Here is a 15,664-nt window from a genome sequence, read left to right as displayed (position 1 = left end):
CCGTTGGCGCGTTGTGCGGCGCCGAGCGGACGGATGGGCTCCGCACATCGGCGGAGGGCGGGCTGTGACTCCATTGCAGCCCTGTCCGCGCGAATTGTCAACCGATTGCCAAGGCGTTGAAAGTAGGCTTCAATGGTGGACGAGATGCCGATTCGGACCCGCCCGGGACGATGGGGCTTCGCATCCCGCTCGCCCGCTAGCGTGGATCCTGGACTTCGGCGAGGGGGTTTCGATGGCTGATGAGGCGTCTGCGTCGGATGGGCGCGTCCCCAAGCGAGCCCGCGGCGGCACGGCCCCGACGATCTACGACATCGCCCGGCTGGCCGAGGTCAACCCGTCGACCGTGTCGCGAGCGCTCAGTCAGCCGGGTCGTATCAACGCGAAGACCGAGGAGCGCATCCGCGCTGCCGCGAAAGAGCTGGACTATCGGGTCAACCCGATCGCCCGCGCCCTGCCGACCGGCCGAACCAACACGCTCGGGCTGGTGGTGGCCGACATCACGAACCCCGTGATCTTCGGGATCGTGCGGGGCGCCGAGCGCGCCGCGGCCGAGGCCGGCTACACGCTGATCGTCGCGGAGTCGCAGGAGTCGGGCGAGCGAGAGGCTACGGCGGTGGACCGGGTCATCCCGTCCGTCGACGGTCTCGTGCTCGCGACCACTCGCCTCGGCGACGCACAGATCTCCAAGATCGCCGAGCGCAAGCCGCTCGTGGTGATCAATCGCGCCGTCGAGGGACAGACCTCGATCCTCCCCGATGTCGAGCGCGGAGTGGACCAGCTGGTGGCGCACCTTTCCGGCCTCGGCCACCGGTCGATCGCATACCTCTCCGGCCCGGACACGTCATGGATCAGCGCGCGGCGATGGGAGGCGCTGATGGCTGCGGCGCCGAAGCGCGCGATGTCGATCGTCGAGATCGGGCCGGGGGCGCCGACGCTCGAAGGCGGGGTCGAGGCGATCACCCGGGTCGTCGCGAGCGGTGTGAGTGCCGTTGTGGCATTCAACGACCTGATGGCGATCGGACTGCTGCGCGCGGCGGTCGAGCGCGGGATCGTGGTCCCCGATGCCCTGAGCATCGCCGGATTCGACGACATCTTCGGCAGCGACTTCACCACCCCCGGCATCACGACCGTGCGCGCGCCGCTCGCCGAAGCGGGGGAGCGGGCTGTGCGTCACCTCCTCGACCGAGTCGGCGCACAGCCGGCCGAACCGGAGCACGACCTCGAGGAGCTGCTGCCGACCGACCTCGTCGTGCGAGGGTCGACCGGCCCACCTCCCGCCTGAGTCGCAGCTCCGCCTTCGTCGTCAGATTTGGCAACCGGTTGACAATCTGTCGGTGATCGGGCACCATGAAAGGCGTGTCAACGCCGCTGCTCCTCGATCCCGACCGCCTCTTTCCGGCGGATCCGGCCACCCGGGCGATCGCTGGCGGCCTGTACGAATCGGTTGCCGGATTGCCGATCCTCTCGCCGCACGGGCACGTCGCCCCGAGCCTGCTCATGGATGACGAGCCCTTCTCCGATCCGGCCGAGCTCTTCATCACGCACGACCACTACGTCACGCGTCTGCTGCACTCCGCGGGTGTCGACCTTGCGCGCCTCGGGGTCGGACGCAGTGCGCCGGGCGATCCCAGGCAGACATGGCGGACCCTCGCCGAGCATTGGCAGCTTCTCGCCGGCACGGCATCCGGCTACTGGCTCACGCACGAACTGGCCACGCTGTTCGACCTCCGCGACGAGCCGTCGGCCGAGACCGCGGATGCGTCCTACGACACGATCTCCGCGCGGCTGGCCGACCCGGCCTATCGGCCGCGCGCGCTGTTCGAGCGGTTCGGCATCGAGGTGCTCGCCACGACGGACGACCCGATGGACGACCTCTCCGTCCACGCCGCGCTGGGGGCCGACCCGTCATTCACCGGGCGTGTCCTTCCGACGTTCCGCCCGGATGCGTATCTCGACCCCACCGCCACGGACTTCATCGCCCGGGTCCTCCGGCTCACCGAGTGGCACGGCACCGCCGCCGACGACTTCGCCGGATATCTCGCCGCCCTCGAAGCGCGTCGCGCGCATTTCATCGCGCACGGCGCGGTCTCCGCCGACCACGGCGTCAGCGAGCCGTACACGGTCGACCTCGGCGACGACGAGGCAGGAGCGCTCTACCGCAGGGCGGTCGCAGGGAACCTGGACGCTGCCGGCGCCCGCGAGTTCACCGGCAACATGCTGCTGCGGATGGCGGGAATGAGTGTGCGCGACGGCCTCGTGATGACCATCCACCCGGGCGTTCATCGCAACCACTCGAGCGCAGTCTTCGATCGCCTGGGTCCGGACACGGGTCATGACATCCCGCTGACCACGACCTATACCGGAAACCTGCGCCCGCTCCTCCAGCGGCACGGGCTCGACCCCGGCCTGCATCTGGTCCTCTTCTCCGTGGACGAGACAGCGTATTCGCGTGAGATCGCCCCGCTGGCAGGCTTCTACCCCAGCGTCTTCATCGGCGCCCCGTGGTGGTTCCTGGATGCTCCCGATGCCGTGCTGCGCTTCCGCGCGGCCGTCACGGAGACCGCCGGCTTCTCCCGCGGCTCCGGCTTCATCGACGACACACGCGCCTTCCTGTCCATCCCCGCTCGTCACGACATGGCCCGCCGGCTCGACTCCGCGTTCCTGGCACGACTCGTGCGCGAGGGCCGCATCCCGCAGAAGACGGCCGAACGCATCATCGTCGAGCTCGTCGACATCCTTCCACGGCGGGTGTTCAAGCTGTGAGCGTCGAGACCCTCGCCACGCTGGATCGCAGCGTCCTCGAGGCCCGCACGGGAGTGCGGAGCCGACCGGCCCCGGTGCGGATCGCGCACCTCGGGCTGGGCGCATTCCATCGCGCCCACCAGGCGTGGTACACGGCGGTCGCCTCGGATGCCGCCGAGTGGGGGATCGCCGCCTTCACCGGTCGCAGCGCCCTGGCCGCGGAGCAGCTGGCGGCGCAGGGCGGGCTCTACTCGCTGGTGGTGCGTTCCGCCGAGCGCGACGACATCAGCGTGATCGAGAGCATCGCCGAGGCCGTCGACGGCGGCCGCGTCGATCGGCTGATCGAGACCCTCGCCGCACCCGCGACGACGCTTGCCACGCTCACGATCACCGAGCCGGGCTACGCACTCGATGCGGACGGGCGGCCCGACCTGTCGAATCCTGACGTCGCGGCGGACATCGACTGGCTCCGTCGCAATCTGCGCTCCACCCGGTTCGACCTGCGTGACGCCCCGCGGACCGCGCTCGCGCGGCTGCTCGCCGGCGTCGAGGCCCGGCGTCGCGGGGGAGCCGATGACCTCGCGATCGTGTCGTGCGACAACCTGCCCGACAACGGCGAGCTCACGCGCAGCGCCATGCTCGCACTGGCTGAGATGGCGGGAGCGGGCGACGCGCGTGCACACCTCGTCGACCACGTCACCTTCGTCTCGACATCGGTCGATCGCATCACGCCGAAGATCACCGACGCGGATGCCGCGGCGGTCGCCGCCGCAATGGGCTGGCACGACCGATCACCCGTCGTCACCGAGCCGTTCCACGACTGGGTGCTCTGCGGCGAGTTCCGCAGCGGCCGCCCCGACTGGGAGCACGGCGGGGCGCGGTTCGTCGATGACATCGAGCCGTTCGAGCGCCGCAAGCTGTGGCTGCTGAACGGTTCGCATTCGCTACTGGCATACGCGGGCGCCGCGCGCGGCCATCGTACCGTCGCTCAGGCCATCGGAGATCCTGCGATCCGGTCCTGGGTGGAGGAATTCTGGGACGAGGCGACACGGCATCTGCCGTCGGCGCAGCTCGACCTGTCGGCCTATCGAGACGCGCTGCTGGACCGCTTCGACAACGCGCGCATCCAGCACCTGCTCGACCAGATCGGTCAGGACGGCACGACGAAGCTGCGCGTCCGCATCGCCCCGGTGCTGAAGGCAGAGCGGCTTGCAGGGCGCGACGGCGCCGCATCCGTCCGGGTCCTCGGCGCGTGGATCGCCGCGGCGAGGGATGGCCGGCTGCCGGTGGATCGGTCGGCCGAGACGGTCGCCGCAGCGGCCTCCGAGCTCGGCGAGCACGGCGTGATCGCGCTGCTGCGTCTGGTCGACGGCGAGCTCGCCGTCGACCCGGCGGTCGTCACCGCGGTCTCTCGTGCCGCGGCACGCTTCGCTCATCCCTGAGCAGAGAAACGATCTTGGCAATCGGTTGCCGATTTAACCAGAATGTGATTCACTGAGGAATACGCAACCGGTTGCCAACAGGGAACCACGGCAGACATCGAACGCAGCGACGCGTCATCGCAACGACGCGCAGGAAGGCAGACCATCATGCTGAAGCCCCGGACAAGCCCCACGCGGGAGCTCGTCAGCCTCGACGGACTCTGGAAGTTCGCGATCGACACGGCCGTCAGCGATTCGCCATGGAGCGGACCCCTGTCGACCAGCCTCGAGGCCGCCGTGCCGGCGAGCTACAACGACCTGTTCGCCGATGCCGCGATCCGCGACCACGTCGGCTGGGTCTGGTACCAGCGAACGGTCCGGGTCCCGCGCGGCTGGGCAAGTGAGCGGGTCTTCATCCGTCTCGACGCCGCCACCCACGAGGGCGTGGTGTACGTCGACGGCACGAAGGTCGTCGAGCACGTCGGCGGCTACACGCCGTTCGAAGCCGACATCACCGACGCCGTCACCGCGGGCGGTGAGTTCCGTCTGACGGTCGGCGTGAACAACGAGCTGACGAACGTCACGATCCCGCCGGGGCAGATCACCGTGACCGACGACGGCGGCCGGAAGCAGGACTACCTGCACGACTTCTTCAACTACGCCGGGCTCGCTCGCTCGGTCTGGCTGTACAGCGCGCCGGCGGTGCGGGTCTCCGACGTCACCGTGACGACGGATCTCGACGGCTCCACCGGCCTCGTCGGCTACGACGTGGAGACGACCGGCGCCGATTCCGTCCGTGTCTCACTCCAGGACGCCGACGGCGAGATCGTCGCGACCTCGACCGGAGTCGCGGGTGTCCTGCGCGTCGACGACGTCCGTCTCTGGCAGCCCGGCGCCGCGTACCTCTACAGCCTCACCGTCCAGGCGCTCACCGGCGACGAGATCGTGGACGAGTACTCGATCCCGGTCGGCGTCCGCACGATCGAGGTCCGTGGGACCGAGTTCCTGATCAACGGCGCGCCCTTCTACTTCACCGGCTTCGGTCGACACGAGGACAGCGCGATCCGCGGCAAGGGCCATGACAACGCCTACCTGGTGCACGACTTCCAGCTCATGGACTGGATCGGCGCCAACTCCTTCCGCACGTCGCACTATCCCTATGCCGAAGAGGTCATGGAGTTCGCGGACCGCCACGGCATCGTCGTCATCGACGAGGTCGGCGCCGTCGGACTCAACCTCGCGATGGGCGGAGGGATCTTCGGCGGCCAGGCACTGCCGACGTTCTCGCCCGAGACCATCAACGACCGCACCCGCGAGACGCACGCCCAGGCGATCCGCGAACTCGTCGCACGGGACAAGAACCACCCCAGCGTCGTGCTGTGGTCGATCACGAACGAGCCGGCATCCAATGAGGAGGGCGCGCGCGAGTACTTCGAACCGCTCGTGAACCTCACCCGCGAGCTCGACCCGACGCGACCGGTCACGTTCGTGAACGTGATGTTCTCGAATCACGAGCACGACCGGATCGCCGATCTGTTCGACGTGATCTGCCTCAACCGCTACTACGGCTGGTACGTGGACTCCGGCGACCTCAAGTCCGCGGAGCGCAAGCTCGAGGCGGAGCTGCTCGGGTGGCAGGAGAAGTTCGCCCGCCCCCTGATCATGACCGAGTACGGGGCCGACACCGTCGCCGGGTACCACTCGATCTATGACGTGCCCTTCACCGAGGAGTACCAGACGAGCTTCCTCGACATGTATCACCGCGTGCATGACCGCATCCCGGCCATCGTGGGCGAGCAGGTGTGGAACTTCGCCGACTTCCAGACCAAGAACGGATTCGCCCGCGTCGACGGCAACAAGAAGGGCGTGTTCACGCGCGACCGCAAGCCGAAGGCCGCCGCCCACGCTCTCCGCACCCGCTGGACCACCCTGCGCGACGCCGACTGACCGACCGACCACTCCTCCCACAGGCAAGGAAGCCACCATGACCACTGCAGTTCAGACCCAGGCCCCATCGGGTGCCACACCGAAGAAGCTGAGCGCGCTGAGCGTCGTCGGCTACGGCGCAGGCGACGCGGCCAACAACCTCGCGTTCACCACGGCGACGATGTTCCTCCTCGTGTACTACACGGATGTCGCTGGCATCTCCGCGGCGGCCGCCGGAACGCTGCTGCTGGTCGTCCGCGTGTTCGACGCGTTCGCCGACATCTTCGCCGGCCGCGTCGTCGACCGCACCTACAGCAAGCGCTTCGGCAAGTTCCGGCCCTTCATCCTGTTCGGATCGCTGCCGCTGCTGCTGCTGAGCGTCGCGACGTTCTCGGTGCCGCAGATCGGCGAATCCGGGATGCTGCTCTACGCCTACCTGACCTATGCCGCACTGGGGCTGGCGTACAGCCTGGTGAACATCCCGTACGGCTCACTGGCCGGGGCGATGACCCGCAACGCGGGGGAGCGCGCGAAGCTCGCCAGCGCGCGAACCGTCGGTGCCGTGCTGGTGGGCGCTGCGCTCGGCATCTTCGTCGCGCCGCTGATCACGCCGGAGAACGACCTGCAGTCGATCTTCACCTTCATGACGCTCGGCTTCGTCGTCGTGGGCTTCGGGCTGTACCTGTTCACGTTCTTCACGGCGAAGGAGACGGTCGTCCGCGACGTCCCCAGGGTGACCATGAAGCAGAGCTTCGCCATCCTCAAGAGCAACCGGCCGCTGCTGATGCTGTGCGTGAGCTCCTTCACCTTCCTGACCGGCATGCTCGCGCTGAGCACGGTGCAGCTGTACTACCTGCGCGACGTCCTGCACGCCCTGCCGCTGTACGCCGTCCTGTCGCTCATCCAGATCGGGCTCGTGTTCGGGCTCGCGGCGATCGTGCCCACGATCGTGCGCCGGTTCGGCAAGCGCAACGGCTACATCGCCGGCGGCGTCGTGATGATCATCGGCGGCCTCATGGTCTTCCTCTCGCCGCCGAGTGCAGCACCGGTCGCCTTCACCGGACTCGTCCTGTGCCAGGTCGGCATCGCTCTGGTGAACATGCTCGTCTGGGCACTCGAGGCCGACACCGTCGAATACGGCGAGTGGAAGACCGGCGTCCGCGCCGAAGGCATCATCTACGCGCTCTTCTCCTTCACCCGCAAGACCGGCCAGGCCGTGGGCGGCGCGCTCGCCGCATACGCACTCGCCATCGGAGGCTACGCCGCCGGAGCGGAGGTCCAGGCCGAGTCGGCGGAGTGGGGAATCCGTGCCGCTGCCGGTCTGCTGCCGGCAGTCGCCGCGCTGATCGCGATCGTCATCATGTTCTTCTATCCGCTGACCGACGCACGGCACGGCGAGATCGTCGCCGAGATCGCCGCGCGCCGCGAAGCCAGGGGAGAGGACGGCGAGCCGATCGATCCCTCGCTGAGCACGGCGGCCTTCCGTGCGACCGACCCGACGTCCGGTCCCGCGCCGTCGGCGTGACCGAGACCCGCGAACCACGGAAGGAACCCCACCCATGATCATCGACAAGGCAGAGGTCATCCTCACCAGCCCGGGTCGCAACTTCGTCACCCTGCGCATGACGACCGATGAGGGTCACGTCGGCATCGGCGACGCCACTCTGAACGGGCGTGAGCTCGCGGTCGTCAGCTATCTCAAGGATCACGTCGCGCCGCTGCTGATCGGCATCGACGCGAGCCGGATCGAGGACACCTGGCAGTTCCTGTACCGCTCCGCCTATTGGCGCCGCGGTCCCGTCACGATGGCTGCGATCGCCGCGGTCGACATGGCCCTCTGGGACATCAAGGGCAAGGCGGCGGGGATGCCGGTCTACCAGCTGCTGGGCGGCGCGAGCCGTCGCGGACTGATGGCCTACGGCCACGCGTCCGGCAAGGACCTTCCCGAGATCTTCGACTCGATCACCTCGCACCTCGAGCAGGGCTACCGGTCGATCCGGGTGCAGACCGGGGTGCCCGGCCTGCAGGCGATCTACGGGATCGCCTCGCAGGCGGCGGGAACCAAGGACTCCGACATCCGCTACGACCACGAGCCCGCCCGCCGGGGTGCGAAGCCGACCGAGGAGGACTGGGACACCCGCTCTTACATGCGCCACCTGCCGACGGTCTTCGAGGCTGTCCGCAACGAGTTCGGCCCGGAGCTTCCGCTGCTGCACGACGGGCACCACCGGATGACGCCGATTCAGGCCGCCAAGCTCGGCAAGTCGCTGGAGCCGTACGACCTGTTCTGGCTCGAGGACTGCACGCCGGCCGAGAACCAGGAGGCGCTGCGTCTCGTGCGCCGGCACACCACCACGCCCCTCGCGATCGGCGAGATCTTCAACACCGTGTGGGACTTCAAGGATCTGATCAAGGAGCAGCTGATCGACTACGTCCGCGGCGCCGTCACGCACATGGGCGGCATCTCGCCGCTGAAGAAGACCCTGGAGTACGCCGCCCAGTATCAGATCAAGTCGGGCATGCACGGGCCGACCGACATCTCGCCGGTCGGCATGGCCGCCGCGATGCACCTCGGCCTGTCGATCCACAACTTCGGCATCCAGGAGTACATGAAGCATTCCGCGGCGACGGACTCCGTCTTCCAGCAGAGCTTCTCGTGGGCGGACGGCTACCTGCACCCCGGTGACCAGCCCGGGCTCGGAGTCACCCTCGACGTCGACGAGGCGGGCAGGTATCCGTACGAGCAGGCGTACCTCCCGTTCAACCGGCTCGCCGACGGAACGGTCCACGACTGGTGATGACGGATGCGCCGCTGGTGTGCGTGATGGGGGTGTCGGCGGCCGGCAAGTCCACCGTCGGCGCGGCCCTCGCCGGAGTGCTGGATGTCCCGTTCGTCGACGCCGACGATCTGCACCCCGAGGCGAACCGGGCCAAGATGCAGTCGGGCCGGCCGCTCACCGACGACGACCGATGGCCATGGCTGGATGCCGTCGGGGCGGCATTCGCCGACCACCGGGCGACCGGACTCGTCGTCGCCTGCAGCGCCCTGCGCCGTTCGTACCGCGACCGCATCCGCGACGTGGAGTCCGCAGTCGAATTCGTGCATCTGGACGGGTCCCGCGAGCTGCTCGCCGCCCGCGCCGGTGACCGCACGGATCACTTCATGCCGGCGAGTCTGCTCGAATCGCAGTTCAGCACGCTCGAGCCGCTGGGCGGGGACGAGATCGGCCTCGTCGCGGATGTGTCGGCTTCGGCCTCCGCGCTGGTGGCCGACATCGTGGCCCGGCTGAGCGCACGGGCCGACTCAGGGAGTCAGTCCTTGCGGTAGGCCGCGCGGCCCATCGACCAGAACGCGAGCACGGTTCCGACCAGGCCCAGCGCGGCGATGACGCCGATCGCACCCAGGAGCAGCATCGAGATGGTCTGGCTGTCGAGCATGGATCCTCCAGGTCGCAGGGTGGGCGTCTTCATCGTAGCGGTGCTTTGCGCCGCGCCGCCGCTGGTAGACTCGGGGATTGAACTTCGGCGAGGGATGCCTCGCACCGGCCGAGACGGCTGGGTGCGGCATCCGTGATCGACGCGGTGATGCAGGCTCACGGCTTTCCTCACGCGCTCGCGTTCGAGTCGAATGCAGACCCCATACCTGGGCCCGTGGGCCCGAAATCAGAACGGGCCGCGTGCCCGCAAGGAGAATCACCATGGCCACCAAAGAGATCGATTCCAAGGTCCACGCCGAGGTTCGCGAGAACTTCGGCAAGGGCTTCGCCCGCCGCCTCCGCGCCGCCGGCAAGATCCCCGCTGTCATCTACGGGCACGGCACGACGCCCGTGCACGTCGCGCTGCCCGGTCACCAGGTCGCGCTCCTGATCCGCCGCGCGAACGCGGTGCTCGAGCTCGACGTCGAGGGCACCGAGCAGCTCACGCTCGTCAAGGACGTGCAGAAGGACCCGGTGCACCAGATCATCGAGCACATCGACCTCCTCGTCGTGAAGAAGGGCGAGAAGATCCAGGTCGACGTCCCCGTCTCGATCATCGGCGAGTCGGCCCCCGGCACGATCGCCGCGCAGGATGCGAACACCGTGCTGCTCGAGGTCGAGGCCACGCACATCCCGGAGCGCGTCGAGGTCGACGTCGAGGGCCTCGAGGAGGGCACGCACATCACGGCGGCCGACCTCACGCTGCCCAAGGGCTCGTCGCTGGTCGTCGACCCCGAGACGCTGATCGTCGCGATCTCGATCCCGTCCGCGACGCTCGCCGCCGAGGACGAGATCGCCGAGGCGGATGCCGCGGTCGCTGCAGAGCAGGCCGAAGAGGCTGAAGAGGCCAAGGAAGAGTCCGACTCCGAGTAGGACCGCTTTCGGGGGAGGGGGTGCGGATTCCGCGCCCCCTCTTCTGTTCCCGAAGCCGGGACGGAGGGTTTCCGGCAGGATGTGAGACATGGCAGACACGTGGCTGATCGTGGGCCTGGGCAACCCGGGCCCGCGGTACGAACTCACCCGGCACAACGTCGGTCAGCTCGTCATGGATGAGCTCGCGGCCCGTCGTGGCGAGACGTTCCGGGCGCACAAGGCGAACGCACGCGTGGCCGAGACGTGGCTGCGTCCGGGTTCGACCAAGCTCATCCTCGCCAAGCCGAACACGTTCATGAACGTCTCGGGCGGTCCGGTCGCCGGGCTCGCGAAGTTCTACGGGGTCGAACCGGAGCACGTCGTCATCGTGCACGATGAGCTGGACATCCCGTTCGACGCGATCAAGCTGAAGTCCGGTGGTGGTCACGGCGGGCACAACGGCGTGCGCGATGTCGCCAAGGCGCTCGACTCGGTCGAGTTCGCGCGCGTGCGCGTCGGGATCGGAAGGCCGTCAGGTCGGCAGGACCCTGCCGACTGGGTGCTCGAGCCGTTCGGCGCGACCGAGCGCAAGAATCTGCCGATCCTGCTCGGCGATGCCGCCGATGCGGTCGAACAGCTCGTCGACGAAGGACTTCTCGCCGCGCAGCAGAAGCACCACGCGCCGCGCGCGTAGCGCGCGGTGGCTCAGCCCCCGACGGACGCGCCGGAGGCGAAGCCGGCGAACAGGAACGCCTGCACGCCGGTCGCGAACAGGATCGGACCGATCACCGCGATGATCAGCGCCGCGATGCCCCAGCCGCGCCCGCGATTCTTCACGATCGCGATGATCGCCTGCACGATCGCCCAGATCCCGAGGATCGTGCCCGCCCAGAACGACAGCTCGCCGAGCAGCACCCACCCGCGCACCGGGGTGAGGATCGACCAGTCGAAGTCGATGTCCATCGGCCGCAGCGCGATCTCCCTCCCGGTTCCGATGCCGATGCTGTAGCCGGCGATCGAACCCAGCACGCTCGCTCCGAGCGCGGCGATCACGGCGAGCACGAAAGCGACGATCCCGAGGCTCGCGCCGTCGGAGGCAGGAGCCGGCACCCGCGGAGGCGTGTACGGCCCGTAGCCCTGCGGGGGCGCCGCATACCCCGGCGGCGGTGCGTAGGCCGCAGCCGGTGGTGCGTACCCTTGCGGCGGTGCGTAGCCCTGCGGGGGCGCGACAAAACCCTGTGGCGCCGGGTAACCCTGTGGCGCCGCGTAGCCCTGCTGTGCCGGGTAGCCCTGCGGCGTCGGGTAGCCCTGGCCGGCGGAGCCCGCCTGCGACGGGTAGGGCAGCGTCGGGTACTGCTGCGTGGGATAATCCGGATCCGCGTACTGCGGCGCTGCGGGCTGCGCCGGCGGGGCCGACGCGACCGATGCGGCGGCGTACGGCGGCAGCGGGGGCGGCACGTACGCGGGAGCCGCCGGTGGCGGCGGGGGCGGCGCGGCCGGACCCGCCTCACGGATGGGATCGGCGTGGTCGGGTGCCGCGTTCTCGCTCACGGCACTCATCCTATGAGCCGGTGACCCGTCGCCCGCCGCGCGGGCGGTCCGAGTGTCCGCGCTCGCCCGTAGACTCGTGCGGTGACAGTTCCCGGGATCGTGCGCGCCCTCGAACAGGCGGACTCCTTCCGGGATGCCGTGGCCTCGGCATCCGTCGACGCCGACTTCTCGCTCGTCGAAGGGCTCGACGCACCGCTGCTCGCATCGCTGCTCGAGCGGCGCCGGGCTGCCGGTCGAGCCGGCGCGCTGTTCGTCATCGCCCCCACCGGTCGTCGTGCGGAATCGCTCGGTCCGGCGCTGGAGGCACTGCTTCCCGGCGCCGAGGTGATGCATCTCCCCGCATGGGAGACGCTGCCCCATGAACGCCTGAGCCCGAGCCCCGAGACCGTGGGGCGGCGGCTCGATGTGCTCCGCCGCATCTCGCGGTGGACGGGCGGGAGTCCCCTCGTGGTCACCGCGTCGGTGCGCGGGGCGCTGCAGCCGCTCGCCGCCGGTCTCGCCGATGCCGTCGAGGTGCACCTCGCGGTCGGAGAGCGAGGGCACGACCTCGCCGAGGTCTCGGCGCGGCTGGTCGAGCTCGCGTACCACCGGGTCGACATGGTCTCCCGGCGCGGGGAGTTCGCGATGCGCGGCGGCATCCTCGACGTGTTCCCGCCCATCGCCGATCATCCCTTCCGAGTCGAGTTCTTCGGCGACGAGGTCGACCAGATCCGCGCCTTCTCGGTCGCCGACCAGCGCTCGCTCCCCGGCGAGGTCGCCGCCGTCGATCTGCCCGCGAGCCGTGAGCTGCTGCTGACCCAGGCCGTGCGCGATCGCGCACGACAGCTGAAGGACGAGTTCCCCGGCATCCGCGGGATGCTCGAGAAGATGGCCGAAGGCATCCCGACCGAGGGCATGGAGTCGCTGATCCCGGCGCTCGTCGACGACATCGTCACCGTCGTGGACTATCTCCCCGAGGGGTCCGCGATCGCGCTGGTGGATCCCGAGCGCGCGGTCACCCGCGCCGTCACGCTGCTGGAGACCAACCGCGAGTTCCTCGAGGCGGCGTGGAGCGCGGCGACGGCCGGCGCGGCAAGCCCGGTCGACATCGGCTCGGGCGACTTCGTGAGCCTGCCCGCCCTGCGCGAAGCGGCGGCCGACCGCCGCATCGCGTGGTGGACGCTGAGCTCGTTCGACTCGGGCGAGGCGGATGCGTCCGCGGAGGGCCTCCTCGAGGCGTCGGCGGGTGCCGGCGTGCGCGTGCCCGGGTCGTCGGTGCCCTCGTTCCAGGGCAACGTCGACGGGGCGACCGCCCATGTCGGGGAACTGCTCGCAGGCGGCTGGCGAGTCGTGGTCGCGGCATCCGGAGCCGGCCTCGTGGAGCGAGCTCGCGACGTGCTCGCCGAGCGCGGGATCGCCGCGCGTCGCGTGGACGACGTGTTCGAGCCTCCCGAGCCCGGTGTCGCGCACGTCGTGCTCTCCACGCTCGAGCGCGGATTCGAGTCGGTGGACGCGAAGCTCGCCGTGCTCACCGAGACGGAGTTCTACGGCCGCACGATCGGAGCGGATCAGCGGCTCGTCAAGAAGCTCGCATCGCGGCGACGCAACGTCGTCGATCCGCTGCAGCTGAAGGCCGGCGATTTCGTCGTGCACGTCACGCACGGCATCGGCCGATTCGTCGAGCTCACTCAGCGCGAGGTCTCCAGCGGCGGTCGCAACCCCGTCAAGAGCGTCCGCGAATACCTCGTGCTCGAGTACGCGCCGTCCAAGCGCGGCTATCCCGGTGACAAGCTCTACGTGCCCACCGATCAGCTGGACCTGCTCTCGAAGTACGTCGGCGGCGAGGCGCCGACGCTCTCGAAGATGGGCGGCAGCGACTGGGCGCAGGCGAAGGGCCGCGCTCGCCGGGCCGTGCGCGACATCGCCGTCGAGCTCGTCAAGCTCTACTCGGCCCGGATGGCGGCCAAGGGCCATGCGTTCGGCCCCGATACGCCCTGGCAGCGTGAGCTCGAAGAGGCGTTCCCGTTCGCGGAGACCCCCGACCAGCTGCAGACGATCGACGAGATCAAGGCCGACATGGAGAAGCCCATCCCGATGGATCGGCTCCTGTCCGGCGATGTCGGCTTCGGCAAGACCGAGGTCGCGGTGCGCGCATCGTTCAAGGCGATCCAGGACGGCAAGCAGGTCGCGATGCTCGTTCCCACGACCCTCCTGGTCAAGCAGCACCTGGAGACCTTCACCGAGCGCTTCGCCGGCTTCCCCGTGCAGGTGCGTGCGCTGTCGCGCTTCCAGACGGACAAGCAGGCGCGCGACACGCTCGCCGGACTCACCGACGGCACGGTCGACATGGTGATCGGCACCCACCGCATCCTCACGGAGGGCGTCGTCTTCAAGGACCTCGGGCTGCTGATCATCGACGAGGAGCAGCGCTTCGGCGTCGAGCACAAGGACAAGCTGAAGAAGCTCAAGACGAACGTCGACATCCTCGCGATGAGCGCGACCCCGATCCCGCGCACGCTCGAGATGGCGGTCACCGGCATCCGCGAGATGTCGACACTGCAGACGCCCCCCGAGGACCGCCACCCGATCCTGACCTACGTGGGCGCGCGCAACGACAAGCAGATCGCGGCGGCGATCCGACGAGAACTGCTTCGCGAGGGCCAGATCTTCTACGTCCACAACCGAGTGCAGTCCATCCAGCGCGTCGCGGCTCACCTGGCCGAGCTCGTGCCCGAAGCGCGCATCGCGGTCGCCCACGGCCAGATGGGCGAGCACGCGCTCGAGCAGGTCGTCGACGACTTCTGGGAGCGCCGCGCGGACGTGCTGGTCTCGACGACGATCGTCGAGACCGGCCTCGACATCGCGAACGCGAACACGATCATCATCGACCGCGCCGACAAGTACGGTCTGTCGCAGCTGCACCAGCTGCGCGGCCGGGTCGGCCGGGCTCGCGAGCGCGCCTACGCGTACTTCCTCTACGACGAGAACAAGCCGCTCTCCGAGACGGCCGCCGACCGCCTCGAGACGATCGCGGTGAACAACGACCTCGGCAGCGGCATGCAGGTGGCCCTCAAGGACCTCGAGCTGCGCGGAGCCGGCAACCTGCTCGGCGCCGAGCAGGCCGGGCACATCGCGGGCGTGGGGTTCGATCTCTACCTGCGCATGATCGGCGAGGCTGTGGCGACGTTCCGCGGCGAGGAGACCGAGGGGCCGACCGAGCTGCGGCTCGAGCTGCCCGTCCAGGCCCGGATCCCGGAGTCGTACATCGACAGCGAGCGCCTGCGGCTCGAGGCGTACCAGAAGCTCTCGGCTGCCGCGTCCGCCACCGCGAAGGACGACGCGATCGACCTCGTCGTCGACGAGCTGCGCGACCGGTACGGGGAGCTGCCGTCGGAGACCGAGGGGCTGCTCGCGGTCGCCCGCCTGCGCCGCCGTGCCGCGCAGTCGGGGCTGGCCGATGTCGTTGCGATGGGGCCGAACCTGCGGATCGCCCCGGCGAACCTGCCCGACTCGCTGCGGGTGCGCCTGCAGCGGCTGTACCCCGCGGCGAAGGTGCTCGCCGGCGGAGAGGCACTCGTCATCCCGATGCCGCGCGCCGGCGACGAGCGCGTCTCGGATGCCGATCTGATCGCGTGGGTGCGGCAGCTGCTGGATCAGCTGTTCCCGCTGCCGGCGCCGGCCGCACAGGACGCGGCGCCCGCAGTCCGACCCTGATCG

The 15,664-nt window shown here is 69.4% G+C and carries 12 protein-coding genes; 10 read left to right on the top strand and 2 right to left on the bottom strand.

Annotated elements, in window-relative coordinates; all coding sequences use genetic code 11:
- Positions 1 to 232 precede the first annotated feature (232 nt).
- The 7 genes from BM349_RS12180 (at position 233) to BM349_RS12150 (ending at position 9,417) form a co-directional block, all read left to right on the top strand.
- On the top strand, positions 233 to 1,282 hold the full coding sequence (locus BM349_RS12180; protein ID WP_091707081.1) for a LacI family DNA-binding transcriptional regulator: 1,050 nt from the start codon (positions 233 to 235) through the stop codon (positions 1,280 to 1,282).
- 74 nt (positions 1,283 to 1,356) lie between these two features.
- Positions 1,357 to 2,763: a glucuronate isomerase gene (uxaC, locus tag BM349_RS12175; protein WP_254773847.1), complete on the top strand. Its 1,407-nt coding sequence runs from the start codon at positions 1,357 to 1,359 to the stop codon at positions 2,761 to 2,763.
- Complete coding sequence (locus BM349_RS12170; protein ID WP_254773846.1) at positions 2,760 to 4,184, top strand: mannitol dehydrogenase family protein; 1,425 nt, start codon at positions 2,760 to 2,762, stop codon at positions 4,182 to 4,184. Before uxaC ends, BM349_RS12170 begins: the two co-directional genes overlap by 4 nt.
- A 147-nt stretch (positions 4,185 to 4,331) precedes the next feature.
- The gene (gene uidA, locus BM349_RS12165; protein ID WP_091707079.1) at positions 4,332 to 6,110 is read left to right on the top strand and encodes a beta-glucuronidase; all 1,779 of its coding nucleotides are present in this window, start codon (positions 4,332 to 4,334) and stop codon (positions 6,108 to 6,110) included.
- Positions 6,111 to 6,147: 37 nt separating this feature from the next.
- Positions 6,148 to 7,614, top strand: a complete 1,467-nt coding sequence (gene uidB / locus BM349_RS12160) for a glucuronide transporter (protein ID WP_091707078.1) — start codon at positions 6,148 to 6,150, stop codon at positions 7,612 to 7,614.
- A 34-nt stretch (positions 7,615 to 7,648) separates the two neighbouring features.
- Entirely contained in the window at positions 7,649 to 8,887 is a 1,239-nt protein-coding gene (gene manD, locus BM349_RS12155; protein WP_091707077.1) for a D-mannonate dehydratase ManD, read from the top strand.
- Positions 8,887 to 9,417: a gluconokinase gene (locus BM349_RS12150; RefSeq protein ID WP_217645663.1), complete on the top strand. Its 531-nt coding sequence runs from the start codon at positions 8,887 to 8,889 to the stop codon at positions 9,415 to 9,417. Before manD ends, BM349_RS12150 begins: the two co-directional genes overlap by 1 nt.
- On the opposite strand, the gene BM349_RS18785 is transcribed toward BM349_RS12150, so the two are convergent.
- Positions 9,402 to 9,560 (bottom strand): hypothetical protein, encoded by a 159-nt coding sequence (locus tag BM349_RS18785; RefSeq protein WP_175525215.1) that lies wholly within the window; start codon positions 9,558 to 9,560, stop codon positions 9,402 to 9,404. The genes BM349_RS12150 and BM349_RS18785 overlap by 16 nt on opposite strands.
- A 227-nt stretch (positions 9,561 to 9,787) precedes the next feature.
- Here BM349_RS18785 and BM349_RS12145 point away from each other — a divergent pair, with 227 nt between their 5' ends.
- Both BM349_RS12145 and pth read left to right on the top strand, forming a co-directional pair.
- Complete coding sequence (locus BM349_RS12145) at positions 9,788 to 10,438, top strand: 50S ribosomal protein L25/general stress protein Ctc (RefSeq protein WP_091707076.1); 651 nt, start codon at positions 9,788 to 9,790, stop codon at positions 10,436 to 10,438.
- Between the two features lie 88 nt (positions 10,439 to 10,526).
- Positions 10,527 to 11,111, top strand: a complete 585-nt coding sequence (gene pth / locus BM349_RS12140) for an aminoacyl-tRNA hydrolase (RefSeq protein ID WP_091707075.1) — start codon at positions 10,527 to 10,529, stop codon at positions 11,109 to 11,111.
- A gap of 11 nt (positions 11,112 to 11,122) precedes the next feature.
- Here the strand turns inward: pth and BM349_RS12135 are convergent, their stop codons facing one another.
- On the bottom strand, positions 11,123 to 11,968 hold the full coding sequence (locus BM349_RS12135) for a hypothetical protein (protein WP_091707074.1): 846 nt from the start codon (positions 11,966 to 11,968) through the stop codon (positions 11,123 to 11,125).
- Between the two features lie 81 nt (positions 11,969 to 12,049).
- Between BM349_RS12135 and mfd the strand changes: the two genes are divergently transcribed.
- Complete coding sequence (gene mfd, locus BM349_RS12130) at positions 12,050 to 15,661, top strand: transcription-repair coupling factor (RefSeq protein ID WP_175525279.1); 3,612 nt, start codon at positions 12,050 to 12,052, stop codon at positions 15,659 to 15,661.
- Positions 15,662 to 15,664 lie beyond the last annotated feature (3 nt).

It is taken from the genome of Microbacterium sp. cf046 (genome assembly GCF_900114345.1).
Lineage (GTDB): Bacteria > Actinomycetota > Actinomycetes > Actinomycetales > Microbacteriaceae > Microbacterium.
Note: the sequence above shows the minus strand (reverse complement) of the source record. Positions and strands in the feature narration are given on the sequence as shown.